This is a genomic window from Burkholderia sp. B21-005 (assembly GCF_020843965.1).
GTDB classification, from domain to species: domain Bacteria; phylum Pseudomonadota; class Gammaproteobacteria; order Burkholderiales; family Burkholderiaceae; genus Burkholderia; species Burkholderia ambifaria.
The window spans coordinates 1,426,191-1,452,139 of the sequence record NZ_CP086302.1 but is presented as its reverse complement, the minus strand read 5'-3'; the positions used below and the strand labels follow the sequence as shown (position 1 = coordinate 1,452,139).

The window sequence follows — 25,949 nt, the reverse complement described above, 5'->3', positions numbered from 1 at the left end:
TCTGCCCGCTACCGTACATCGCGTGCGCGCCGCTTCGGGTGCGCTTTCCCGGCCGCGTTAGCCGTAGGCACGCGCCGCTGCGACCGCAATGGTCGTGCCCGGTCTTTTGTCCGCCATCGCACAGACGCCGGACCGGCTCGCAGCGAACGTGGTACGACCGGCGCGATATTGTGCGACGAATGCGGGGCATCGACGCCCCGTCCCGTGTGCGCCGTCCCGCGCTTGCCGCGTGCCGCCTCCACGACGCCACATGGCGCGGCCCGCGCTCGTAGCGCGGCGAGCGTGACGTTATCCATGCAGGACATTCAAAGTGACCGAAACAATCGGATACCTCATCTTCGGATGAGCAGATCGTCGGAAAGACACAGGCTTCATCCGTTGACGCGAAAGCGCAGTTCAAGAGGCGGCCGTAGGGTGTTCGCGCGAACGGTTCCGTAGCGCCGCGCGATCAGGCAACGTGACGCGGATTCACCGGGTGTTGACAGCGCGTGCATGCAACATCCGGCGATACCCGTTTCCCGACTGACCGTCACGATGCCGCAACGCGTCGGGTGTGATCGCTGTGCGCGGCGGCACGTGGTTTGTGCCGCTTGTCTCCCACGCCGGGAAAGAACGCGTCCCACGCATCTCGGACGCCTTTCGCTGCGGTCGCATCCGCGGTAATCGTCTCCTGGTCGCTAGACCTGCCCGGATCGGAGCACAAGCCTCGCCAGCGCGTAAAGGTGAGCATCGGCTTTTCGGTCCATTCGCCGTCGCCGAACTTCGCAAATGCCGTGTCGCCGCTCACCAGTCGCACTTCATACCATCCGTTGCGAACAGGCGCATATTGGTCCAGCGTAAACCATCGTGTAGATGAGATTTTCATCATTGCCTCATGGATTCATGGATCGTTGTACAGGACAAAACTCCGGTCCCGTCTGATCAACCCGTGCGCGCTAATACGCGCACCGATTCAGCCACAGCCGGCCTGCTGACGTCATATGGATGGAGCCGCCGGTGCGCGACTCGTATGCAAGCCCGTGAGTCAATAGTTCATTGGCTATGGAGCGCGGAATATTGGCTTGGGAATCCGGAATTCGATCAAGCGATTTGAGGGTCTCGACGACCTCGGGTGAAAGTGGGATGCACATGGCAGCCTCCTCGATGTTTATTTCATCGTGAACCGAACGACACGCGTTGATCTGTACGGTATCGACTATTTGCAGCCGGGTTCTTCCGACACCGAAGTTGACTGCAGCATTGCAGCGCAATGATTTATCCGAATCTAAAATATGATTCGGCATCCGATATTTTTCTTGCGAAACCATTGTCAAGCGCGCACACTGAACATACCTGCCGGTTTTTTGTCAAGGCATCGGCGCCCTTGAATCCTTCGGCGCCAACGGTTGCTCTGTCAGGAGCAAATCATGACCATCCCCACTCTCGAATATCGCGGACGTGAACTCCGCGTCTATTCACAAATGCTTTTCCCGCCGTTCGGCGATCCCCACGCCCCCGGCCCGAAGCGTTTTGCTTCAATCGTGCGCATCGACACGATTCCGGCGACCTCGGCAACGGCACCGCGTTACTCGACCATTTTCGAGCACGGCGCTCCGCAAACGGCGGCGCTCGCACTCGAACTGGCGATGCAATTCGGCAAGGACATCGTGGATGGCAAGATCGCCCCCACAGCGATCTGATCCGTCCGCCGCATGCGACTCGACTCGACGCGGCGTCTCGCGACGTGTCGACACGTCACTCAGGAGCGATCCATGAAATATTGCGCAGGCCGCGCAACTGATCGGCGCGATGACGCGACCTGGCAAAAGCAGCGGGGTGATCTGGCCCGTGCCGACGTCGTACGCGCCGAAAGGCGCATCCGTCAGGATGCCGGCATCAATTCCAATGCGAGCAAGCGGCGTTATTCGCGTCCAGACAATCGGGCGAGATGAGCGGCGCTTGCGCCGCGAACCGTTTTCCGGTATCCGCTGAAGTGGCCGCAACCGTTGATCACGCCGCCGGCCCAGAACGGAAGCCACATCATCTGGATCCGCACTTCCTCCCGGTACAGTTCCGCGCCGCGAAGCAGCACAGTCGCGAGGCCACGGGTTCGCGGGCTATGCGGATCCTCCGGGGTCTCGCTCCTCGCGTGATGCTTGCGATGCACCGCGACCCACTGCATGGTCATCATGCCGGTCGTCAACCACAGCCAGAACCGGAAGAAGTGGCTGACGCACGGGCGCAGATCCAGTGCCCGATGCGCCTGACAGCGGTGCAGGTACACGGTCACGCTGATGATGGTGACATGCGTGAGCGCGAACACGACCCACGCAAGCTGCCACCAGGACAGCCTCAGCTCGCCGTTCAGGAGAAATGCCGACATACCGGTCGCACTCCGGGTCGCGCACGTATCCGCGCGCGCTTCGCCGTGATGGCGAGTGCGCGTGCCGATTCCCTACCGTTCGGCCGGCCTATTTCCCGACCTGGTTGCCGACGACGCCACCGACGGCCGCGCCGCCCACCGTGCCCAACGCACTGCCGCCCGTCAGGACCGCGCCGGCGACGCCACCGACACCCGCCCCGATCACGGTATCCGTTCCGCGGCGAGACATACCGCCGCAACCCGCCAGCACGACAATCGTCAACGTGACTATCGCCATCTCGACTGCCACGGAATGTAGCTTTCTCATGATCATCCCCTCGGGTTGCCGCCGCGCCGTCCGATCCGGCTCGAAGCACGGAAGCCCATGCGCTGACATCCCGATGAAATTCGGGACGTCGGTTCATGATGGGCGGCGAATCGCGCGCAGTCCGTCCGCTAACGTACCGGCCCGGATGCCGAACAAGCGCTGACCAAGGATACCGTTCCCGTCAATGTCGACGCCGTGATTTTCTGGTGCGTTCATGACGCGCAGAAAACCGCGCTCGCCATCACCGACTACCGGCAAGCAATCGACCGCGTTGCGCAAACTTCGCTGAGGGAAATGATCGGGGGCATAGATGCTGGCTGCATTGTTGTCGGATCGCAAGGCGGCTGACATGCACCTGCGCGACGAGATCGGCAGAAAGACCGTGGATTGGGGCGTGACCGTCCGCTCGGTCGAGACCCGCGATGTCGCGATCCCAGTCGCGCTGCAGGATTCGATGCCTCGCCAGGCGCAAGCGGAGCGCGAAAAGCAGGCACGGGTGATACGCGGCTCGGCGGAGGCCGAGATCGCGACCGAGGCGCAGGTCTACGAAAATCATCCGGATGCGCTTCAGTTGCGGGCGATGAGCATCATCTACGAAACGACGAAGGAACGCGGCGCGAGGATCCTGATCCCCAGTGCGATGGTGGACAGCCTGAATCCGGTACTCGGCCTCGCGCTTGCGGTTGCCGGGTATGTCGCGGCGGGCCCGGCGCAGGTGCCTGCGCTCAAGACGACGGCGTAATCGCTAGCTGGTATTCACTCCCCCGAGACGCCTTGCGCAGATCGCCCGGACATTGCCAGAACGGGGGTACACCCACGATTTGATGACGAGACTGTTGCAAATACTCCATCATGGGCAGGAGGCGGAAATCGCGTCACCACGTTACAACCCGGGGATGGTCGCGGCGAAGGTCAGTCCGACTCTCATTCCAGATCGGCCGTCGATCCTGATATAGCATCGATTGATGAACCTGCGTGAACGTGTCATTGCAAGAAGATAGTGGCCGCGTTCATATCGCAAAGGCTGATCCTCGAATTGCACCTGGTTCGTCACCGAGACGATGCCGCAGACGCGCCACGCGACCGCGACTGCCGCTACGAAGTTCGGCAGGTTCGCGTGGGCAACCGAGCCGACATGCGCCGCGACGACGGTGCATCACCTTGCGGGCGACCCGCGCGCCCTTTTCCCGGCTTTCATTTCTTATTCACGGTTGGTTTGAAGGTATGTCTCGAGCCCGCCGGCATGGCACCCAGACAACAACCATTTGATTTGAAAACAATATTCAGCGGGGGCGGGTCGCAAACCCACATGCAGTCTAGAGCGCTATAACCAGAAAGTCGAGTAGCGCAAGGGAGTCGCACCCTCACGCCCTCACAGAACCGGACGTGAATCTCTCGATTCATCCGGCTCCTATCGTCCAACCGTGGTCGCCATGGCCCAGTGCGCGAACAAGCGCGGCTGCCGGGACTTAATGTCCTTCAACCATGCTGCGGCGCGCACCTTCCGGCCGCGGAGGTGTTTGTATTTCCGTTGAGCCCAACGGACCAGCGCGGCATCAACCGCAAGGAGTACCTGGCCCAGTGCGGACCGATAAAATCGACCGTAGTACTGAATCCAGCCAAGCAAGGTCGGACGCGTTCGGTCCGCCAACTCAGACAGACTCAGGTCATGACGGTGCAATGCACTGCGGCGACGCAATTGCTGCCGAATCGCCTTCGCAGCCTTGTTGCTGACCGCAGGCAGGAAGCCTACCGTCAACTTACCCCTCCGATTCCTGACACTTCGCGGTCTGAACGTATAGCCCAGGAAGTCGAACTGACAGAGCGGATAGCTGGCTGGCCGGTTGGCCTGCTTGCAGTACACGATTTTGGTCTTTTCCGGATGCAGTTCCAGCTTGCATTCGATCAGCCGCTTCTCCAGTCCCTGCCTGAGCTCGCGCGCCTGCGCTTCGCTCTTGCAATGACAGATGGCGTCATCAGCGTAACGTTCGAATGGCACGCCCGGGTGATGCTTCTGCATCCATCGGTCAAACGCGTAGTGGAGAAACAGGTTGGCCAGCAATGGACTGACGACACCGCCTTGCGGCGTGCCCCTGTCCGGATGCACCACAGACCCGTCGGACATTTGCACGGGCGCCTTGAGCCAGCGCTCGATATAAAGCAGCGCCCACGCGCAATCCGTATGGCGACGCACCGCCCTCATCATCAAGTCCCATTCGATACTGCCGAAGAAGTTCTTGATGTCGAGATCCAGCACCCACTCGTACTCCCAGCATCGCTGCCGGGTCGCGTCGAGCGCCTGATGCGCCGAACGTCCGGGACGATACCCATATGAGTCGCGGTGGAACACAGGCTCCACGAGCGGCTCCAGATATCGCTTAACCACCGTCTGCGCGATGCGATCAGAGATCGTCGGTATCCCCAACGGCCTCGTACCCGCACCTCCCGCTTTGGGTATGTCAACCCGCAGAACCGGCGGCGGCATGTAGCTGCCGGAAGACATGCGATTCCAGATCCGATACAGATTGTTTTTCAGATCCGCCTCGAAATCCGCCATCGACTGCCCGTCCACGCCCGCCGCCCCACGGTTGGCCTTCACCTGCTGATACGCTTCCCACACCTCACGTTTGGAAATACAAAACGGTTTTGCCTTATCCATGTAGGTCCTCGCCTCGCGGGTTGCCCACAGGATAAAGCCAGACGATGACGCCCCTTCGGTCCAGTCCCATTACAGGCCCTTCAACCCTACTACGGACGTCTCCGCCCCTGTGTCCCGCATCGGTACTCTCATCCTTGCGGAGGCCTTCCGCTTGGATTTCTCCCTTCGCATCGGGACGACAGGTTCCCAAGTTCCTCACCGAAGCCTGAGTCAAAGTCACGCCGCCTTTATGCCGGATGCCGAATGGGCCGTCAGCAGGCATCGCCCAAACTTGTCCCGGAGCGTGCAATCCCCCCGGTTTTGACATCGATCATGATTTTTACGACACGTCATCAGCGGTTTACTCACGTTCGTCTCTTTGACTCTCACCTGCCGGGATTGCCCCCGACTTTTCCAACAACGCTCACCACGAGGGTTCTTTACCCACGCAGCTTGTGGCGGTTTGAAGCCTGCTCCTGCAAGCCGACTTCGAGGGGCCGCCCCTCATCTTCGGTAAAGCATCGCAAGCATCGGTCAGTTGATGCCCGCGTTCTTGGCACACATTACACGGAAATCAAGGTTACCCCTATGTGATGGAGGACGGCTCGTCCGCTGAAATCGCGATCGTCGGCCATGAAGGCATGATCGGCGTATCGCTGTTCATGGGTGGCGAAACGACACCGAGTCGCGCCGTCGTGCAAAGCGCGGGGCAAGCTTACCGGCTCGACGCGAGCTTCCTGAAAGAAGAATTCCGGCGCGGCAACGCGATGCAGCGCCTGTTGCTGCGCTATACCCAGGCGCTGATCACGCAGATGGCGCAGACCGCGGTGTGCAACCGGCATCACTCGATCGATCAGCAACTGTGTCGCTGGCTGCTGCTCAGCCTCGACCGCCTGCCTTCGAACCAGCTGCGCATGACGCAGGAGCTAATCGCCAACATGCTGGGCGTGCGCCGGTCGGGCGTGACGGAAACGGCATTGAAGCTGCAGGACGCGGGCCTCATCCGCTACAACTACGGCCATATCGAAGTGCTGGACCGGCCGGGGCTCGAAAAGCGCGTGTGCGAATGCTACAGCGTGGTCAAGCGCGAATTCGATCGCCTGCTGCCCGATCTGAAGCGACTCTAGCCGCCACTGCGCCGCATCGTTGCGCGAACGACTCGAATACGCAATTCCGCGACAATACGATTGTTGGCGCGACGGAATGTCTGTCTGATATCGTCTGATCCGGCGACCCAGTACCGCGTCCGGTTTAGTACCGGTGACGCCACAATCCCACGGTGATTGCGTCATCCCCGGCCAATGCTCGTCCTTGAAGCCCGGGGTGCCTTTGACATGCTGCACCAGTCGCACCTCGCCGAAGATCTCCTCACGAATCGGCCGGGCATCGCTCCATGGCGATGTCTGGCGTCGAGAAACACGAGCGATGTGAATCTTCAAGACACCTCTTTCCAAATATCCGCACAATCCGCGCAGGCTTCACGCTCGCGACACGCGCGCGTCGTCAGGCATGCGGAACCCGGCATCATCCAGATCCGGGAGTCCCGGATCACGGTGGACTTCTCGGTCCAGCGTGCGCGGGCCGTCAAACCACTTCCAATAGCGATTTCGCAACAGGTTCGCCAGCCTCCCGCCGTGCTGTGCGGATCGGTCGGTGGCGTGCAGCGCTCGCCATCCGATCGATGTCAGCGGGGCGTTGGTCCGAAATGCGTCGAGCGGTTCACGCTGCTTGCGACCACGCAAAATCCGAGCGCGGCGTTCGTGACCTGCTCCAAGCATCGCGCGTTTCCGCAGCGGGTGGTGTAGCGCGGGTCAACCGAATTGTTCGTGATCCATAATGCCCCTCTATATCGGGCCAACATACCGACCTAAGCTGCAGGCGGATCAGGCACCGCGTACGATATGTTGCCGTGCAACGTGTGCGCAATGTCGTCCATCTGTGGGCACTCGGGTTGCGGACGATCGGGCCGACAACACGCGTTGGATACGCGCCGGGGGCAAGCGCAATGGTCTCGTGCGTGAAGCCGTGATCGCGCGACTCGCGACCCTGCGCGCCTCCCTCGGTCGCCCCCGCGCTTGAACAAGGACGCATGAATCTCGATCGCTGGGACTACGACAGCTGGGAATACGGCATCGCGGCAGATGACATCCACGCACTCGATGCGTGCGGCCGCGTTGTCCCATGGGCAACGTCGTCGCCCCGGTCGCCGTCGCATCGCGCGATCCCAGTTGGAGTTGATGCCAACGAATGGCGCGGTATCCTCGCGATCGATGCGGAACGAGCGGCCCGCATCTTCATGTGCGGCGTCAGGCGACGGGACCGACGGTGGCGATTTTGTTTCGTCCTGTTGCTTTCGCGTAATACAACGCTTCATCGGCCGCCTTGATGATCGCACCCGCCTCACCATCGTCTTCCGGTGTCCAGCTCGCCAGGCCAATGCTTGCGGTCACGCGTCCAAACTCGCTGCCCGCGTGTTCGAGGCCCAACGCGTTGATGGCGACACGAATCTTCTCGGCAATTTGTGCGGCACCCGTCTCCGTTGTATCGGGCAGCAACACCACGAATTCTTCGCCGCCATACCGGGCGGCCACATCCGTCGGCCGGCGAATGTTCTCGCCGATGCATCGCGCGACCGCGGCGAGCGCATCGTCTCCGGCCTGGTGACCATAGGTGTCGTTATAGGCCTTGAATCGGTCGACATCGACGAACAACAAGGAAACGACCGAGCGGGCTCGGCAGGCCCTGCGCCATTCCTGATCGAGCACCTCCCCAAAGCTGCGGCGGTTGTTCAGCCCAGTCAGACCATCGGTGCGGGCGAGTAGGATCAGTTCGGATTCCGCCCGCATCCGGCGTCGCAGCTGGCTCCCAAGCAGCAGGGAAAGGATGATGAAGGCCACACCGAACGTCACGACCAGAGCGCCGATGGACAAAGCTCGACGACGCCACGCGGCATAAATGTCTTGCTCAGCCTCAGCGACCATAATGACCATCGGCAGGTTCGGTAGTGTTTTGAAGTAGTAGAGGCGCCGCACGCCGTCGATGGTCGAGGTTTCCAGGAAAGACCCTTCCGGGGCAGTCTTGAACCTCCGGAACGTGGCGGCCTGACTGATATTGCGCCCGATGGTGCGCGTGTTGAACGGCTGACGCATGACCATCACGCCATCCGTACCAATCAACGAGATCGATCCATGCGGCCCCAACGCCAGGCCGGCAAACAGCTTATGGAAATACTCCAGGTTGATCGCGATTAGCGCGATCCCGCCGAACGAGCCATCCGGGTTGGAGATCCGACGCGTCAGCGCGATGCTGGGCGTGCCGCCGCGCAGGCGCGATTCGAAGGGATCGCTGATATACAGCCCGACATCACTGCTGTCACGATGGATCGTGAAATACTTTCGATCCGCGAAATTACCTTGCCGCGGCACATCGTTCTGGGAATCCAGAACGATATTGCCGTGCGCATCGAGGACGAGCATGGAGCCGAGAAATTGGGCGGTCATCGCATGATCGAACAGCACGCCGCGTCGTAACGCCGGGGAGGCGGCCATCACGTCTGGCCGTTGAAGCCCCTCGATCACCGCTTCCAACGACAAGTTGTAAAGCTCGAAATTGCGGGCAATGTCGCGTTCAGCGATGAGCGTCAAGTTCCGCGACGTCTCGCGCGCGCGGTCGAGAGCATCGTGCCGACTCTGGAACAACTGCAGTACACAAAGCCCCATCAACGCACAGGCGATCAAAATGCCGATGAGCACGACAATGTGGGGCGCGGACGAGCGCGGTTGCATCCGGTTCCTCGTTGGCAGACTGGCGCAAGGACGCCGATAGTGTGTGTTGGGCTTTCAGCATACTAAAAACCCGCGGGCTGCGGCACAAGCACGGTAGACCCGTAGTCGGGGGGCTTGCCGTTTGATCTATGTCAACCCCGACGGATATTGACGAGCTTGGATGGGACGAGCATCGGCCTGACCCTCATCCCGCCGACGCAGGCGGCCGCCTGGCGCCCCGCGATCACTGACGGGTTGTTTCTCGCGAATGATGCCCGATGCGGTCCCGCCGCCCTCGACCGAGGCTCAGCCCTCGACCGTTTCACGATTGAATCAACCTCGCTGCGTTATCGAGGCAGAACCGTGCCCCATTCGCGTCACCGAGCGAGCGCCGGGCTTGTCGGACTCAGATCGCACGCCGTTCGATTCCGTCCCGGCAGGATCGGGAGGCCGGAACGGCCGCGGCGGGTTGCTCGGGCGCCAGGCGGCGGGCGTCGCGCGGCCTGTGCGACGGCCCGCATGGGAAGTCTGAGTTACGCGCTCGCACGCTCGCTCGGCAACGATCTGCCAGCCGACTGCGTCGGTCGCTGCGCAATATTGGCGCCGCGACCTTCACCGATCGTGGCCCGCGTTGGATCGAAATCTCGATACATTCCTGAAACAAAAGATGCGATTCCCGGCGACAGATCCTGGCGCAGCGGACGGCATGCGACGCGCAACCATCGGTGGAATCACGCATGGCATGCCGCTTGCGATATGGGTTACACCGGCGAGCGGTCGACCAGATGCATCGAAGATGGGGGGCGGTCAACTCGTCAATAAGCAGTCGGGGAAACAGTGATGAAGACCACAAGCAGCAGCTTGATTCGCGCATTCCTTGCGCACCCTTGGGGTAGTCGGACAGGGTGTAGTACGACTCGCGATGCAGTGCCAGCCTCGCGGGTTCGTCGCTGCCCGTTTCCCGGCTTCCGCGCGTTGCACGCGCTGGCGAACCTGTCGTTGCGCATGACGACCGGCCCACAACGGCGCCCCTCTTCATCTTCGTTCCGTTCCCCCGGATGGACCAGGCTGTTCGTGCCGGACAGCTTGACGCCGATTCATCTTCGACCGTGCAGGGCCATCTCGATCGCGCCGGAAAAACACCGGCGCCGGCTGGACTAATTCAAACGACCGTCGGCTGGATTGCCGGGAAGATATTCGATCGGTAGCTCAGGGAGAAACGATGCCACCTGACTGTCATGCAGGCCCGTAATCGCCGCGATGACGCGCACGGTTTCAATGGCACTGCATTTTCGGTGGATAACACTATTCGCGCATTTTCGATTGCTGAAGCGGACGCCGTGTGCCGGCATGCCGCGTGAGCGAGTTTCGAAAGCGACTAATCCGGAACGGTGAATTCCTGTTTTCGGGTGCGTGACGCAATTTTTTTCTGGTAGTTGAAAATCGATAAGCCTTATCGAAAACGTTTATAAAAAAGTTCGGAAAACTAAAAAATACGAACCTAAACTTCGACTGGCCAAAAATTACCGGGTGTCGGATTCGCGAGAATCGATTCTTTGTAATTAGATAGTGATCCTTATTTATGAGGATTGCTCAAGGCAGGGAAGTTGAAGGCGTGCAGCTTTCCTTGCTTGTTCCGTCCACGCCGTTATGGAGTCGACCATGAAGAAGCTTCTGATTGCAGCAGCAGTGATGGTGGTTTCGAGTGCAGCGTTTGCAGCGAGCGGCACGGTTTCGTCCAGCATGTCGTCGAGCGGCGGCCAGACGATGGCCGGTGTTGCCGGGAACGGGTCATTCACGGCCATGGACTCTGGCGCGGCACTCGGCGCAGCCGGTGCAACGGCGGGTGGCGGTGCGAGCAGCTCGATCTCGTACACGAACCACGTCAACACGTCGACGGTGAGCGGTTTCGGCTTTGGCGGCGCACAAGCCGGCGGCTCGAGCGGCGCGACTGCCGGCTCGACCGGCTGGACGATGTATCACTACTAAGCCGCGGCGCATAGCGGTCGTCATGGAGTGGTGGCACGGATGCCGGGTTTCGTCCCGCGAGGGCGGGCCCGGCGCCCTCGCCACCGAACTTCCTCACAGCAAGGAATTGCTATGAAAGCCAACGTCTTTTTAGCGACAGCGCTCACCGTTCTGTCGTCGGCCGTCCTGGCGTCCGGACCGTCGACCTTCAACCAGACGCAATCCGTTGCAACAGGTGTCTCGGGTTCGGTGTTGGTCGGCACCGGCAGCTATACGAGCAACTCGACTTCGGTAGCGGGCGCAAACGCGGGAAGTACCGTGACACCCGCTGGATCCACCGGCACGGCAACCGCCTATCACGACTCGACTTCGACGGCCAGCGGCTTGGGCTCGAACGGGGGCGCGTTCGCGGCAGGCGGCGGTATCGGTGCCGCAGGCTCGTTCGGTGGAACCGGCAATACGAGCGAGAACGCCAATGCGCTGTCGGGAGGGGTGACCGCCACGATCGTACTGGGCGCGAACCACTACACGGCAACCGGGGCGAACGACGGCGGCGTTGCCAACGCGGGTGCCGCAGGGATGACGGGCAGTGGCTGGTCGGGAACGGTTGCGGGCTCGAACCACTACAACACGTCGACTGTATGGGGTACCGGTCCGGCCGGATCGCCGTCCGCATCGGGCGGCAGTCAGGGCAGCTCCGGTGCGACCGCCGGCAGTCCTTGATTCGGGTGCTGGGGGGACCAGTTTCCCAGCGACGCTGGTCTCTTTCATCGCCTTGTTGTCACCGTAAGGAGTTGGCATGAAGCAGAAACTGATTGCCGCCGCTCTGATGCTCGCGTCTCTGACGGCATATGGCGCTGACCGTGCTGCCGACGACGTGCAATCGAATTTGCAGACGTCAAACAACCCTGACCAGGCAACCAAACCGTCACAACAACAAGCGCTTTCGTCGGGCAGTGCCATCGGTGCGCCAGGGGGGCCGCAATGGCCGGGTATGTCGGGCGGCTCGTGGTCCCAGCTGGGTAGCGGCTGGAAGCAGTTCGGGGAAGCAGGCAAATCTGAAGGAATTCAGGGGAAGTAGCACGGTTGCCTGGGTGGGAGGTCAAACCTCGTCCGGAGAATGAAATGAACAGCAACAAGATCAAGGTGGCATGCGCGGCGATGTTCGCGATGGCCACGATGGGTGCCCAAGCGCAGACAGCCGACTCGACTTCAAGTGCGCAGTCGTCCACATCGTCGACGGCAGTCAGCCTCGGGGGCGGGGCGAGCATGAACACCAACACCACGACTGGCGGCAATGCCACGAGCAGCAGCGGGATTCGGGGCAGCGGCAATTCGAGCGTCCAGGTCAACCTGACGATGCCGTCTTCCACGAGTGGCGGCTCGAGCGTGACGCCGCAGAGCACGAGCTCGCTCGCGGCCGGCACGCCCGGCACCAGCCCGTACAACACCCAGGCGGCGGAAAACGTCAACTATTCGGGTACCCAGACGATCAAGACGAATCCGGCCATCCAGGCGCCCGGTCTGACGACCACGCTGTCCGACACCTGCATGGGGTCGGTGAGCATCGGCATGTCGTTCCCGGGGTTCGGCATGACGGGCGGCACGACGCTGGTCGACCAGGCGTGCGTGCGCCGTCTCGATGCGCGCGAATTCCGCGCGATGGGGCTGACCGACGTGGCGCTCGCGCTGCTCTGCCAGAGCGATGCGAACCGGCGCGCGGTGGAAGCGACCGGCCACCTGTGCCCGGGCACGACCGCGCCGCTCGCGCGCTCGAACGTGGCGCCTTCCGTCGAAGCGACCGTGGCCGACGACGTGAAGTATCGCGACCCGATCGTGCGCAACCGCATGGGCCTGCCGCCGCTCGACGCAGCCGCGCCGGCGCCGGCGCAGGCCCACCCGGTGACGACGACTGCGGTGCAGGCTGCGCCCATCTCGGTGCCCGTGCCGGCGATCGCGCCGGTTGCCGCCGCACCGGCAGCTGCTGCACCGGCCGCCGCCGTACCTGCGGTTACCGCTGCACCGGCTGTCGCAGCCCCATCCGCAGCCTCGGTCGTACCGGCCGCCGCGATGGCAGCCGTCATCGCCGCACCGGCTGTCGCCGACAAGGCCCCCGAGGCCGCACCGGTGGTGGCTAACAAGGCACCGGAGCCCGTGCAGCCCGTCGCCGACAAGGCGCCCGAGCCGATGCCGGCCGCGACCGACAACGCAGCGCAGGCGGCTGCCGCGCCGGCGGCCGACCCGACGCCGGCCGCTGCCGTCGTCGCGATGCCCGCGGCCGATGCAAAGGCGGCGGACAGCGCGCAAGCCGCGCCGGCCGCAACCGACGCCGCGCCGCAGGCAGTGGACGCTGCGATGCCCGCGCCGGCAACCGATGCGAAGGCCGTCGAACCGGCTCTGCAGGCCGCCGTCGAAGCACCCGCACCGGAAGCCGCGCAGCCTGCTGCAGCCGACATGCCGGCCGCCGACGTAACGGTGCCGGACGCGGCCGAATCCGCAGCTGCCCCTGCCCCCTCCGCCGACATGCCGGCCTTGTCCGATCCGGCAAAGGATCTGCCGCCGGCCCCGGCGGACCAGCAGGCCGCGCCGGCTTTACCGGTCACACCGGCACCGGTCGCTATCTCGACGAGCACGTCGTCGTGACGGATTGGGTCCGGTTCCCACGCGATTGGTACGCAGATTGCGCGGAGCTACTCGGACCCAACGTGCAACGAACGTTCCATGTTTGACGGGTGTTGGTCCCATCCCCGAGGCCAACACCTCTTTTTGCCTGACGAGGATACAAGGAGGCCTCAATCATGAGGATCTTTTTGGTCGCTTTGCTGCTGGTCAGCGTGCAAGCCGCTGCGCAGTCGGTTTTCCAGAATCCCACGGTCTTTGTCATTCTGAACGAGCAAACTGCCGCGAACGCCGTGAGCGTCCAGCAGGCGCTGACGACCCTCGGTCGCGCCGACAACACGGCCTGCACGCCGATGATGATGGTCAGCGACCCGCAGATGATTTTCATGATGCCCGAGCAAGGCCACGCGCCATCGTGGCAATCGCCGGTGTACGGCCGCGGCGCGCCGTTCGAGGCGCAGAACGGGCCGGCGCCGGCCGGCAAGACGAAAGGCGCAACGCAGCACGCCGAGGACATGCAGACGAAGCCGTGGCGCGACGGCAGCGCGATCACGCAGAAGATCGCCGGCGAGTCGAGCATGTCGGCGGCGGACCGGGTGAACGAGTGGCAACGCAACGGGCTCGACAAGGTCGAGACGGCCCGCGCGACGGACGTGACGGTGAACGGCAAGACCTACCACGCCTATCGCGACGATCTCAACCGGTCAGTGAAGCCGGTCATCGAGCCGCAGATCTACACACAGCGCGTCGTTTTCTGCAGATAACGAAACGTTCCTACGCGGTGAGGTCATCGTGAACTATTGCTGCCCGATCAGACTTTTAGACTCGCAAGATGCCGAACGGGACTCGGGCGCACCGCCGTTCGTGACCGTCCCGCACCACCATGTCGTGCCATCGCGGCCGCTAGTTTACCTGTCGCAGCGGCACGATGCCGCGCTCGCCGACTGTCTCGCGTCGAGGGGCTGGGACGTGCGGTGCGCGAAAACCGTTGCGGACGCACTGAATCTCGTCAAGGCGAATCGCCCGCATGCGGGCATCGTCGATTTCGGCAGCTTCGCGTCGGACGAGGCCGCGTCGCTCGAGGCGCTGCTGCGCGACCCATGCGTCGGCTGGGTTGCGCTCGCCGCCGACGAGCGGCTGCGCGACATTTCCATCGCGCACCTGATCCGCGATTGTTGCTTCGATTACGTGCGCAATGCGACCGCCTACACGACGATCGGCTATCTCGTCGGCCATGCGTACGGGATGCAGAGGCTCGCGGAAGGTGCCTTGGGCGCGGATGCGGCGCTGCCCGGCGGCACGATGATTGGTTCGTGCGACGCAATGCGGCGGCTGTTCGCGACGATCCGCAAGGTCGCGAACACGGATACCACGGTGTTCATCGCCGGCGAATCGGGCACCGGCAAGGAACTGACAGCGGCGGCGCTCCACCAGCAGTCGGCGCGCGCCGATGCGCCGTTCGTCGCGGTGAATTGCGCGGCCCTCCCGTCGACGTTGCTGCAGGCCGAACTGTTCGGTCACGAGCGCGGTGCGTTCACGGGCGCGCACCAACGCAAGATCGGCCGCATCGAGGCCGCGCACGGCGGCACGCTATTTCTCGATGAAATCGGCGACATGCCGTTCGAGAGCCAGGCGAGTCTGTTGCGGTTCCTGCAGGAAGGCAAGATCGAGCGGCTCGGCGGGCACGAGTCGATTCCGGTCGACGTGCGGATCGTGTCGGCGACCCACGTCGATCTCGAGGCCGCGATGCAGGCGGGGCGGTTCCGCGCCGACCTGTACTACCGCCTGTGTGTGCTGCGCATCGACGAGCCGCCGCTGCGCGTGCGCGGCCGCGACATCATGCTGCTCGCCGACCACGTGCTGCGGCGCTATCGCGGCGACAGTTCGCAGCGGATCCGCGGCTTCACGCCGTGCGCGGTCGAGGCGATCCACAACTATGCGTGGCCTGGCAATGTACGCGAGCTGATCAACCGGATCCGGTTCGCGATCGTAATGACGAACGGTCCAATGATCTCGGCCGCCGATCTCGAACTGCACCCATACACGGTGCAACGGCCGTCGACGCTGGTCGAAGCGCGCCGGCAGGCCGAGCGGCGCACCATTGAGGAAGCGCTGCTGCGGCATCGACACCGACATACGGACGCCGCAGCGGAGCTGGGCATTTCGCGTGCGACGCTGTACCGCCTGATGATTGCGCACGGGCTGCACAAATGACACGAGGAGTGGAACTCCCCGCTGGCGCCCGACGGGCCGCACCAACTGTCAACGCAGAGACTTCATGCTTGCGTAGGGCCACCGGTATTTTTACCCCGGGGAAAGTAGCAAGCTCGAAATTCATGCGTTTCTCGTTGCAATGGGTAATCTCGAATGCGGTCGGGCACTGTCAAAAATTTATGATCACAAGGCGAGCTTCGGCGAGCTATAAACGCCGTAATACGGTCCGACCCCGCTGACTGTCGCGCGCACTTTGTAGCCGGTGACAAAGTGTCCCATGATGTATTTGTCGCTGCCTCCGACGGATGCGTCTATCGCAAATGCCGCAAATGCGACAATCGACACGTAGGATTTGCTGGAACTCTGCGTCACCACGGGCAATACTACTGTCGCGCCTACAGGCACCGAACTGTAGAGCGCCGCCTTCGAACCCGAATCGAGGTAGATCTCGTCGCCGACGCTAAGTTGCGTCGGATTGCCCGTCTGCATCAGACCGCTGATCGTCGGCACGTCGTTCGCGTTGGTGAGGAATGATGTCCAGGTGCCAGCCGAGCATGATGATCCATATGTCTGCCCGTTGGTAATGAAGATTTCGTACGGGAGATTCGTCAACGGATTAATAAGCGGCTGGTTAATCGCCGAATTCCAGTACTGGTTATAGATGCACTGGTCCAACGCCACTAGAAACACTCCGCCGGCGCCAATCGACCCAGGCGACGTTAAGACGGCGACCGCGGTAGCGCTGCCGGAAGTGGACGGAATTCCCAAGAGGTTGCCCAGCAACAACGGAATATTTCCGCCGTTCACATTCGTCGTGCGCGAAACGGTGACTTGCACGCCTGGTGCGTCGTAGGTTCCAGGTGCGATTGTCGTCGCCTGCATCCCATACGGGCTGCGTGTTAGGTTCCAGTAACCTGCCGTGACTGTGCCGGTTGATAACCTTGTGCCCGCCGCTGAATTCAGCGCGACCGCGTTATGCGCCGCGGTTGACGCCTGCGACCAATTCAGCGTCGTTGCGCCGGACGACGTCAACGCGGATGCTCCGGCGAGCGCAGCCGCGTCGGCGGCGTTCTGCAATTGATTGCGAACCGTCGCCACCCATGCGACGTCGATCGCGAGCGCGCCGAACATCAGTAGCGGAATCAAGAACAGCAGGAAAAACAATACGATGGAACCACGTTCCCGCTCGCATGTCCCTCGGCTCTTGTCTTGGACAAGTGCACGCCGAGCGAGATCTTCAGTACGTTCCATCAATCGTTGCCCTCATCGTCCATGCTTGCGTTGGCAGAGCAATACCGACTCATCCAGCCTCCGCCGGATGTGGGTTGAAGAAATTCCAATTGTCTAGTGTATAGGTGATATCGCAGTCGGTTTCAATCGGCCCGGCGCAGCATTGAACCGATTCGTTTGGCAACTTGCTGGTTTGGCGAAACGACTTTAAGCGGGAGCTCAACGGCACGCGCAGGCTGTATGCATTCCACGGTCGTGTCGAGAGCGAGGGCCTCAGGCTGGTGAACTTGCCATTATCCCGTCGTAATCCCGGTCCAATCTCCCTGTAGACATCGCAGGTGGCTGCGCCGTTTAGCCGTCCGTTCGCGGCCTTCGAGAGACAAGGTGAAAAGTGGAGCAGCGGGCGGCAGCTGCTCAGCATCGGTAAGAAGCAATCGCCCTATCGCGGACGGCATGACGTAAGCCGTCAATAAGCGACGCCCTACCAATGGTAGGCAGAAGGTCAGATGCTAAGTGTCCGCGTGGACACATGCACTCAGACCGAGATGACAGAGAAACAAGACCTTCGAAGCAGACTGGTGGTTGGCCGCAGACGGGATGGCCGGCGGGAATTTGATAAATGCCGTGCGGGAGCTGGTCGAGTTTTGCTTGAAGCCCGGTATCGATCGCCCGGGCGGCGATGGACCATGACGTCAATCCGAACCAGTTGCGCCGCTGGATCTCGCGCCATCAGCAGCAGACACTGCAAACACCAACGAGACCGGACCCGCTGGTGATAGACGGCGTATCGATCGACATCCCAGGACCAACGCGTCGTGCTCCGGTGAGTGAAGCGCAGGCATTTGTCCCTGTCGTCACCGTGCCATCGACAGTGCCGGCCGTTTCCCCCGTACCGCCGCCGGGCACGTCGTTGATGGCGCTCTCGTTACATGTGTGTTGATGTCCGCGCAGAACTGACCCACTAGAGCTGGAAATTTTCATCGAATTTTGACCCACGTGATTGAATGCCCTGCTCAATCTTTGAGCAGGGGATACAAAGGTGATCACGGTGGGTATATTGGCCAAGATCAGGCGGATGTATTTCCGCGAGAAGGTCCCGTTGCGCGAGATTGCGCGGCGTACGGGCCTGTCCCGAAACACGGTGCGCCGCTGGCTGCGGCAGACTGATGCCGTCGAGCCGAAGTATCCGAAGCGCGTCAGCCCGAGCGTCATCGACGACTGGGCCGCACAGCTGACAGGTTGGCTGCGTGCCGACAGTCATCGCCCGAAGCGTGACCGGCGCACCGCCCGGTTCATGTTCGAGGCGATCCGCGCCGAGGGTTACGCCGGCAGCTACGGCCGGGTGAGCGCGTTCGTGAGGCGTTGGCACGAGGAGCAGGCTGAGGCGCCTCGCAGGCAGGCCTTCGTGCCGCTCACCTTCGAACCCGGCGAAGCCTTCCAGTTTGACTGGAGCTGCGAATACGCTTTTATTGGCGGGCTGCGGCGACGCCTGGAGGTCGCCCACGTCAAACTTAACTCCAGCCGCGCGTTCTGGCTCGTCGCCTATCCCACACAGAGTCACGAGATGCTGTTCGATGCGCACGCCCGCGCGTTCGCCGCGTTCGGCGGCGTGCCGCGGCGCGGCATCTACGACAACATGAAGACCGCCGTGGACAAGGTTGGCCGCGGCAAGGAGCGTGCGGTCAACGCGCGCTTCGAAGCGATGTGCAGTCACTACCTGTTCGAGCCGGAGTTCTGCAACCGGGCTGCAGGCTGGGAGAAAGGCATCGTCGAGAAGAACGTTCAGGACCGGCGACGTCAGATCTGGCACGAAGCAGCGCTACGGCGCTGGGAAACGCTGGAGATCCTGAACGAATGGGTCGCTGGTCAGTGTCGTGAGGCGTGGCACATGCGGCACTCGCAGTGGCCTGAGCTGACGGTCGAGGATGTGCTGCAGGACGAGCGTACCCGGCTGATGCCCAATCCACGGCCGTTTGACGGCTACATCGAGCAGACCCTGCGAGTCTCGTCGACCAGCCTGATTCACTTCCAGCGCAACCGCTACAGCGTGCCCACCGAGTACACGAACCAGCTGGTGAGCGTGCGCTGCTATCCGGCATATCTCAGCGTCGTCGCCAACGCCCAGGAGATCGCACGCCACGAACGCAGCTTCGAGCGGCACATGACCTTCTACGATTGGCGCCACTACGTCACGTTGGTCGAGCGCAAACCCGGCGCACTGCGCAACGGCGCGCCGTTCATCACGATGCCGCAGCCGCTGCAACTGCTGCAGCGGCATCTGCTGAAACACCCGGGCGGCGATCGCGTCATGACGCAGGTGCTCGCTGCGGTGCGCGAACACGGGCTCGATGCGGTGCTGCTCGCCGTACAGGCTGCGCTGGATTCAGGACGCCCCAGCGCAGAGCACGTCCTGAACGTGCTGAGCCGGCTGAAGGCGCCCGTCACGAATGGCAGCCTCGCCACGACGAAACTCCAGCTCAAGGAAGAGCCCGCGGCCGACGTGAGCCGTTACGAGACGCTGCGCGCCAACCCACCGAAGGATCGTCATGTCTAACGATATCGCGGCCCAGCTCAAGGGTCTTAAACTGCACGGCATGGCGAGCACGTGGCCGGAGCTGCTCGCGCAGTCGCGCCACACTGACTTCGAGCCGGAGCGCTTCATGAAGCAGCTGTTGATGGCTGAAACCGCCGAACGGCAGGTGCGCTCGATCGCCTATCAAATGACCGCTGCGCGCTTCCCGGCCCACCGCGACCTGAAGGGCTTCGACTTCGCGCAGGCACACGTCGACGAAGCGCTGGTGCGCGAACTGAGCGAGCTGTCGTTCCTCGAAAGCGCGCACAACGTCGTGTTCATCGGTGGTCCGGGCACTGGCAAGACGCACCTCGCCTCAGCGATCGGAATCGAAGCCGTACAGCGCCACGGCAAGCGTGTGCGCTACTTCTCGACCGTCGAGCTGACCAACGCCCTGGAGCAGGAGAAGTCCATCGGCAAACAAGGCCAGATCGCCCACAAGCTGATGTACGTCGATCTGGTGATTCTCGATGAGCTGGGCTATCTGCCGTTCAGCCAGACCGGCGGTGCATTGCTGTTCCATCTGCTCTCAAAGCTTTACGAGCACACGAGCGTCGCGATCACGACCAATCTCAGCTTCGGCGAGTGGGCGAGCGTGTTCGGGGATGCAAAGATGACGACAGCGCTGCTGGACCGCGTCACCCATCACTGCCACATCGTTGAAACGGGCAATGAATCGTGGCGCTTCAGGACCAGTTCTGCCAAGGCGAAGACGACAAGAAAGAGAGCAGCAAAACCAGCGGGTAACGAAGAGTTATCCACACCGGAATAGATGTACTACGCTGTCTCGGGGTGGGTCAGATTTAGATGAAATCGGTGGGTTAAGACTCGGTGGAAATCAACACTTACGGCGAAGACGTTTCAGAATGTCGTGGCATTTGCTTGCCTGCATATCGATCTCGCGGTGGGGGACAGTGGAAAGTACATACAGGCAGAGATGAGCAACAACCCGGACAAGTGCGAAGGGGTAGGTTCGAGTGGTATTGGGACCGGATATGGGGCGATCACGCCCGCACGCTTGGTCTATTAAACGTAGACACTGGATCGGAGTTCGATGCGCCGGAAAGCAAAAACAGGGCGAGGTACGAAGCGGAGTAGTGGCACTGGTATCGGAAGATCGAAGATTTTCTTCGGGGTCGTGAGCGGCGCATCTCGAAGAAGCGAGTCGCAAGTTTTTATACCGGGTCGCGTCAGATGTTGGTTTTTTCCGGGCGTATTCACGCCGACGGTCCTATTGGGCGTATGCCGACGCCGCAATGTAGCGATCGTGCCCACGTCAATCCGCAGCGGCATACCGCACTTGATTTCGCCCTGATGCTTTCGCTCGATACATTGCCGCGTCGGCAGCAGCGATGAGTTGATTGGGGGAAAGCAAACCGCTTCGCCCGATAGCGGCGCACCCCGCGCTGATCGTGATGTATCCCGGCGGAGTCGGGCTATCGAGGCTCAGTTGCATGACCGCCTCTCGCGCGTGCTCCGCGATTTCGGTGGCGTCGTGCAAATCAGCGTCAGGCAACACCACCGCGAATTCCTCTCCACCGTAGCGCGCAACGAAGTCCGGTGGGCGTCGTGCAACGCCGCCAAGCGCACTCGCGACAGCCGTCAGGCATGCATCGCCCTGGAGATGTCCGAACGCATCGTTGTATTGCTTGAAATGGTCGATATCGATGACGATGAGTGAAAGCGGCGTATGCGTGCGCCTCGCATGATCAATTGCCTTCGGATACTGCTCGTTGAAATACGCCCGGTTGTAGACTCCCGTCAGCCCATCCCGGACCGACGTTTGCAACAAGGATGCGTGGGCATGGAGGAGCCTTTGATAGAGCAAGCTGACCTCCCATACCAGCAAGCACACCAGGACTCCCGCCGCGAACATGCTGAATATTCGGGCGGTATACCAACCCACGCTGAACCGGGATGTGCTCAGAAAATTCAGGGTGGTATCGACGAAGCAAGCCAGCACGGCAATCAGGAGCCATTGATCGAGCACCGTGCGCAGGCGGCCGGTCAGCAGGACGACGACAATTGCGGCAACATTGAGCGACCACGTCACCAAGACCGTCGCGCCGCTCGGGAACAGCCTGGCAGTGTTTGCCGAATTGATGGCTGCAGGCAAGTTGCCATAAATCGCTAGTGCGCACAGCGCAGCGCCGAGCAAGAAGGGGCCGCCAATGAACAACCACACCCAGCGGCCGACATGGGATGTGTTGATCAACGCTCGCCCGAGCTGATAGCGCGTCGATGCCGCCAGTATCACGAAGAACGGAAACCCGGCGTGCCAGAAGATCCACATCCACGCTGCACTATGCGGACCTGCGCCCAATAGGCCCGTTGGCGTGAATACGCCCGGAAAAGTCAATAACTGCAGGGCCACCGCTAGTGCGGTGAATGCGTATGCGCCACCGAGCGCGCCAAGGACCGGCTGCCGAGTGGCGGCGAACTGGGCAGCGAGCAGGAAGGTCGCAATGCCGGCCGTCGTAAACACGGTCAATGCGCACATTGGCATGAACGGGCCGACGGCAGGAAGCGCCAGCGTCGCCTGCGGGCAGCAACGGCGAAGACGAGCACGATGAGCGCCGCGATGACACCGACAAATGTCGTTTGCTTGCGGGTGGGACGTTGCGTCAGGAAACTTTCCATGAAATCCCCCGGCATTGTTTCGATTTTCGGAGTTCGCAGGCATCGACACGGTGGGTGCGCCGCCGCGTTTCGATGCTGCTGCCGCAACAATGACCGGATCGCCGCCGGCACTGGACTATCGCGCCGACGATTCTGCGCCTAGTCGCTTGCTGGATACAAGGGGCCGTTACAGTTTCGGCATGACGGCGGAGCTTCGCCATTGGACCTGGATACCAGGCGCTTTCGTTTCTTCGATGCACCTCATTGTTTGCAAATATAGCGATATTGACGCGTATTGTTCACGATTCAAGCGACCCTAACATTTGTGAGGTTACGGTCATAACGGGTAACCGGCTGAAAGGGACTTCCGGGCCTGCGGATAACGGCGCGGGAGTTGGGATAATTGTACTTTTCGAGCATCGACGGCCCCGACCCCTTTTGCAAAATTCTTGTTCGCGATCTCGAAACGGTCTGCATGCATGTATCCGGCTTGCCTGGTGGGACATTGCCGAAGCATGCCGGCAGCCTCGACGAGGTCCGCGCACCCTGTCCGGGGATCGCAATCGCCGCTCGCTCGCGATGAAGCGTAACGGTCATGGCAACCTCTGCGAATTGGTCTTGCTCGGCGCGGATGCGCAGCATGCAAGGCACATACCGCCTGGCGCTACTCGATTTGGAGCATCCGAAAGCCCCCTGTACGCGCCTGCGCGGCTTGCCCGATTGCATCGGGATCCTGTCGCCTGACTTCCCGGCCGACGAGCAGCGGCTCGAGGCCCAGGTCGAATGGATCGCGCGTGTGTTCGGCGATCGCGCATGGGTCGCGCTCACGCTACACGCACGCGCGATGGATGACATCAGCGACAGCGGGTACGTTGCATGCCTGAAACGTTTTATCGAGACAATTTTGGATTGCCATGACGCGCCAACTTCGGTGCCTTGGTCCGATGCCGATTGGCGACGGTTGGTACGGTTCTCGCTTGAAGGCTAGACCATAAGATCCCGGATTGTTGTCTGGTATCAAGTGCGCAGGAAAAGATAACGACATAACCCCCGAATTGACCGGCACATTATCGTGCTCGTTTCGCTAACGAGTGGAAATTATTTCGCATATCGAAGGATGAAAATCATGCTTTCTTACGGCAAGCGATATTTTCGGAACGGGCTGAGCACCGTCGGATCAGTCATCACATTGATCTCCGCGCTCGCCTTCGCCGTCGCTGTTCAGGTCGCGAATGCGCAGGAGAAGGACAATTCACCTGCCGTAAAGATCAAACCCCCCGCGTTGCCGAACGGTTCCGCGCACGTCAACGTGAAGCCGGGTATGTCCGACGAGGAATGGGAGAAGGCATACAAGGAGACCGGGCGCCCCAAGTTCAACTTGAAATCCGTCAAGAAAGCCAGCGGCAACGTGCAACGCGACTAGGGAGAATCGGCCATGAAAAAGATCTTGCTTGTCATCGCCCTGCTTGCCGGACTCGCGCAAATGACGTTGCCGGGCACAGCGCACGCGCAGGCCACCACGGCGCATACCCTCGTGCTATACGATAACCCGGCCAACGACCCGTATTCGAAGCTTGGCCTGATATACAGCATCATGTTGAGGAACCTGCTTGGCCATTTCAACGCGACAGTCGACCTGGTTCCGATACAGAACTACACGGCCGGCATGGTGGCGAACCACGACGTCACGTTCTACATCGGCGACTACTACAACAACCCGATTCCGACGGCGTTCATGAGTGACGTGATGACCGCCACGAAGGCCGTGGTCTGGTTCAAATACAACTTGTGGCAGCTGGCATGGAACACGGCCTACACCTTCAACCAGACCTTCGGGTTCAGCTTTCAAGGCATTGCCGGGTTGAACGCGACACCATCGTCAAGCAATCCGAATCCCGGCTTCTACGACACGGTCACGTACAAGAATCTGCCGATGGTCAAGTACTACGCCTATGACGCATCATCCGGCGCCATCAATGCGGACCCGGATGTCGGGCTGACCCAGGTCGTCGATACCACCAAGGCGCAGGCACTCGTCACCATCAAGAACAGCAAGAGCGGGGCGACCACGCCATACATCATGCGTTCGGGCAAGCTCTGGTATTTCGCGGATGTGCCATTTTCCTTCATCGGGCCGACGGATCGATACCTGGTGGTGTGCGACATCCTGCACGACATCCTGCAGACCAACGCACCGGTGAACCACCGTGCGCTCGTCCGTCTGGAGGACCTCGATGCGTATACGACGACGAGTTCGATGACAACGCTGACGAATTACCTGTATTCGAAGAAGATTCCGTTCACGATGGCCACCATCCCCGTGTATACGGATCCGAACGGCTATTACACCGGCGGCGTCCCGGAGACCATCCATCTTGCGCAGGCAACGGGTCTCAAGAGTTCGCTGAACTACGCGATAGCGCACGGCGGCTCGATCGTGGTGCACGGCCTTACGCACCAGTACGATTCGACGCCGAATCTTCTCACCGCGGTCAGCGGCAGCGATTATGAGTTCTGGTATGCGGTCCAGAATCGTCCAGTCGATGAGGACTCCGTTCAATGGGCGGAGGGCAGAATGACCGATGGCATCGCCGAGTTCACGAACAACGGCTACAAGGTCGTCGGGTGGGCCGCGCCGCAGTACCAGATGTCGCCGAATGCGGCGGCGGCCACCGCCGTCACGTTCCCGACGACGTTCCAGCGGGCCGTCTACTACACCGCGACCAATCCGAAACTCGGAACGGGGGCAGCCAACCAGGATTTTTCGGCCGGGCAGTTCTTCCCGTACATCATCAACGCCGATTACTACGGGCAGAGGATCGTTCCGGAGAACCTGGGCAGTATTCAGTACAACATCTGCAACATCGACAAATTCTCGTGTATCGCGTACACATGGCAGCAGCTCGTCACCAATGCTCAATACGGTTTGGCAGTGCGGGACGGTTTCGCGTCCTTCTTCTTCCATCCGTACTGGCTTGAACCTGATCTCGGAGTGCCGGCTTACCAGGACTTCCAGAGTCTGGTCACCGGCATTACGAATCTCGGCTATACGTGGGTAGACGGCACGACAGCCAAGTGATGCTGGCATGGCGCCAGTTCCGTCGGAGACCATGCATGGACGCGGTTTGCGAAGCTTTCATTTGCAACGGTTTGAAGGTTAGGGTTGCGACCATGCAGACTCTACGGCCGTCGGCGCTGGCTTTGCCTATCAGGCGGGCCGGCTGATTTGGTTCTTGTGGTACCCGCCATACTGATGGACAGCCCGCCCGGAAACGGGCTGGCTGATTTGACGGCCCCGCGCGCATACGGATCCAGAAAAGCTCGCCGTGAAACGGCGACGCAGCCGCACGTCCCGGCAGGGCGACAAACTGCGCAAAGAAGGCGGCAACGGCTTTGCTCAGTGCAGGTCAGAGGTAAGTAGTCTCATCGCTTCACTGCCCTTGAATCGGCTCGATGAGCATGTGTCCATCGACACCAGTCGTGGTGATCCAAGTTCCTGAGCAATTCAGCACGACGATGCTCACGTCGATAGTGGCTCGCGACAGCCATTGCCGCGAGGGCCAGCACGAACGTCCCGACCACAATTCCAACCCATGATCCGTCAATCGTTACCTCCGTCATTGTGTCCAGTCCTGGCGACGGGCGACTCCTAACGA

General features: G+C 61.4%; 19 protein-coding genes and 5 pseudogenes. 16 read left to right on the top strand and 8 right to left on the bottom strand.

The genetic code is table 11. The annotated features are described in order from the left end of the window. Positions 1-529: 529 nt before the first annotated feature. Both LMA02_RS22810 and LMA02_RS22805 read right to left on the bottom strand, forming a co-directional pair. Positions 530-865, bottom strand: a complete 336-nt coding sequence (locus LMA02_RS22810; protein ID WP_228909912.1) for a hypothetical protein — start codon at positions 863-865, stop codon at positions 530-532. A gap of 70 nt (positions 866-935) precedes the next feature. Next, complete coding sequence (locus tag LMA02_RS22805; RefSeq protein ID WP_228909911.1) at positions 936-1,283, bottom strand: hypothetical protein; 348 nt, start codon at positions 1,281-1,283, stop codon at positions 936-938. 123 nt (positions 1,284-1,406) lie between these two features. On the opposite strand from LMA02_RS22805, the gene LMA02_RS22800 reads away from it, so the two are divergent. Then, positions 1,407-1,679, top strand: coding sequence for a hypothetical protein (locus tag LMA02_RS22800; protein WP_174911998.1), 273 nt, complete (start codon positions 1,407-1,409; stop codon positions 1,677-1,679). Between the two features lie 278 nt (positions 1,680-1,957). Here the strand turns inward: LMA02_RS22800 and LMA02_RS22795 are convergent. Beyond that, positions 1,958-2,362: pseudogene (locus LMA02_RS22795) on the bottom strand (fatty acid desaturase); the annotation flags it as partial. A gap of 88 nt (positions 2,363-2,450) precedes the next feature. Then, positions 2,451-2,591 carry a glycine zipper 2TM domain-containing protein gene (locus tag LMA02_RS22790; protein WP_226117038.1) on the bottom strand — a complete coding sequence of 47 codons (141 nt, stop codon included), beginning with the start codon at positions 2,589-2,591 and terminating at the stop codon, positions 2,451-2,453. 213 nt (positions 2,592-2,804) lie between these two features. On the opposite strand from LMA02_RS22790, the pseudogene LMA02_RS22785 reads away from it, so the two are divergent. Beyond that, positions 2,805-3,411: pseudogene (locus LMA02_RS22785) on the top strand (SPFH domain-containing protein); the annotation flags it as partial. 669 nt (positions 3,412-4,080) lie between these two features. Here LMA02_RS22785 and ltrA read toward each other — a convergent pair. Further along, positions 4,081-5,328: a group II intron reverse transcriptase/maturase gene (gene ltrA / locus LMA02_RS22780; protein WP_228909910.1), complete on the bottom strand. Its 1,248-nt coding sequence runs from the start codon at positions 5,326-5,328 to the stop codon at positions 4,081-4,083. Between the two features lie 566 nt (positions 5,329-5,894). Here ltrA and LMA02_RS22775 point away from each other — a divergent pair. Both LMA02_RS22775 and LMA02_RS22770 read left to right on the top strand, forming a co-directional pair. Continuing rightward, positions 5,895-6,434: pseudogene (locus LMA02_RS22775) on the top strand (Crp/Fnr family transcriptional regulator); the annotation flags it as partial. A gap of 207 nt (positions 6,435-6,641) precedes the next feature. Continuing rightward, positions 6,642-7,112 carry a hypothetical protein gene (locus LMA02_RS22770; protein WP_228909909.1) on the top strand — a complete coding sequence of 157 codons (471 nt, stop codon included), beginning with the start codon at positions 6,642-6,644 and terminating at the stop codon, positions 7,110-7,112. A gap of 501 nt (positions 7,113-7,613) precedes the next feature. On the opposite strand, the gene LMA02_RS22765 is transcribed toward LMA02_RS22770, so the two are convergent. After that, positions 7,614-9,092 (bottom strand): sensor domain-containing diguanylate cyclase, encoded by a 1,479-nt coding sequence (locus LMA02_RS22765; RefSeq protein ID WP_228909908.1) that lies wholly within the window; start codon positions 9,090-9,092, stop codon positions 7,614-7,616. 1,641 nt (positions 9,093-10,733) lie between these two features. On the opposite strand from LMA02_RS22765, the gene LMA02_RS22760 reads away from it, so the two are divergent. The 6 genes from LMA02_RS22760 (at position 10,734) to LMA02_RS22735 (ending at position 15,872) form a co-directional block, all read left to right on the top strand. Beyond that, positions 10,734-11,060 (top strand): hypothetical protein, encoded by a 327-nt coding sequence (locus LMA02_RS22760; RefSeq protein WP_228908138.1) that lies wholly within the window; start codon positions 10,734-10,736, stop codon positions 11,058-11,060. 111 nt (positions 11,061-11,171) lie between these two features. Next, complete coding sequence (locus tag LMA02_RS22755) at positions 11,172-11,762, top strand: hypothetical protein (RefSeq protein WP_228908137.1); 591 nt, start codon at positions 11,172-11,174, stop codon at positions 11,760-11,762. A gap of 76 nt (positions 11,763-11,838) precedes the next feature. Beyond that, the gene (locus LMA02_RS22750; RefSeq protein ID WP_228908136.1) at positions 11,839-12,120 is read left to right on the top strand and encodes a hypothetical protein; all 282 of its coding nucleotides are present in this window, start codon (positions 11,839-11,841) and stop codon (positions 12,118-12,120) included. A 44-nt stretch (positions 12,121-12,164) separates the two neighbouring features. Continuing rightward, entirely contained in the window at positions 12,165-13,682 is a 1,518-nt protein-coding gene (locus tag LMA02_RS22745) for a chemotaxis protein CheA (RefSeq protein WP_228909907.1), read from the top strand. 155 nt (positions 13,683-13,837) lie between these two features. Beyond that, the gene (locus LMA02_RS22740; RefSeq protein WP_228909906.1) at positions 13,838-14,422 is read left to right on the top strand and encodes a hypothetical protein; all 585 of its coding nucleotides are present in this window, start codon (positions 13,838-13,840) and stop codon (positions 14,420-14,422) included. A gap of 28 nt (positions 14,423-14,450) precedes the next feature. Continuing rightward, complete coding sequence (locus tag LMA02_RS22735) at positions 14,451-15,872, top strand: sigma-54 dependent transcriptional regulator (protein WP_228909905.1); 1,422 nt, start codon at positions 14,451-14,453, stop codon at positions 15,870-15,872. A 183-nt stretch (positions 15,873-16,055) separates the two neighbouring features. On the opposite strand, the gene LMA02_RS22730 is transcribed toward LMA02_RS22735, so the two are convergent. Further along, positions 16,056-17,123 carry a pilus assembly protein TadG-related protein gene (locus LMA02_RS22730; RefSeq protein WP_267478991.1) on the bottom strand — a complete coding sequence of 356 codons (1,068 nt, stop codon included), beginning with the start codon at positions 17,121-17,123 and terminating at the stop codon, positions 16,056-16,058. Positions 17,124-17,781: 658 nt separating this feature from the next. Here LMA02_RS22730 and LMA02_RS22725 point away from each other — a divergent pair. From LMA02_RS22725 to istB, 3 genes are all read left to right on the top strand, one after another. Beyond that, entirely contained in the window at positions 17,782-18,042 is a 261-nt protein-coding gene (locus LMA02_RS22725) for a hypothetical protein (RefSeq protein WP_228909904.1), read from the top strand. 135 nt (positions 18,043-18,177) lie between these two features. Continuing rightward, the gene (istA, locus tag LMA02_RS22720; RefSeq protein WP_416378690.1) at positions 18,178-19,656 is read left to right on the top strand and encodes an IS21 family transposase; all 1,479 of its coding nucleotides are present in this window, start codon (positions 18,178-18,180) and stop codon (positions 19,654-19,656) included. Beyond that, positions 19,649-20,446, top strand: a complete 798-nt coding sequence (gene istB / locus LMA02_RS22715; RefSeq protein ID WP_060091270.1) for an IS21-like element helper ATPase IstB — start codon at positions 19,649-19,651, stop codon at positions 20,444-20,446. The genes istA and istB overlap by 8 nt, the downstream gene beginning before the upstream one ends. 504 nt (positions 20,447-20,950) lie before the next feature. Here the strand turns inward: istB and LMA02_RS22710 are convergent. Next, positions 20,951-22,314: pseudogene (locus LMA02_RS22710) on the bottom strand (GGDEF domain-containing protein). A 549-nt stretch (positions 22,315-22,863) separates the two neighbouring features. On the opposite strand from LMA02_RS22710, the pseudogene LMA02_RS35600 reads away from it, so the two are divergent. The 3 genes and pseudogenes from LMA02_RS35600 to LMA02_RS22695 all read left to right on the top strand — a co-directional run. Continuing rightward, positions 22,864-23,149: pseudogene (locus tag LMA02_RS35600) on the top strand (hypothetical protein); the annotation flags it as partial. A 261-nt stretch (positions 23,150-23,410) separates the two neighbouring features. Continuing rightward, on the top strand, positions 23,411-23,716 hold the full coding sequence (locus tag LMA02_RS22700) for a hypothetical protein (RefSeq protein WP_228909902.1): 306 nt from the start codon (positions 23,411-23,413) through the stop codon (positions 23,714-23,716). 12 nt (positions 23,717-23,728) lie between these two features. Next, positions 23,729-25,372 carry a DUF2334 domain-containing protein gene (locus LMA02_RS22695; RefSeq protein ID WP_228909901.1) on the top strand — a complete coding sequence of 548 codons (1,644 nt, stop codon included), beginning with the start codon at positions 23,729-23,731 and terminating at the stop codon, positions 25,370-25,372. Positions 25,373-25,949: the final 577 nt, after the last annotated feature.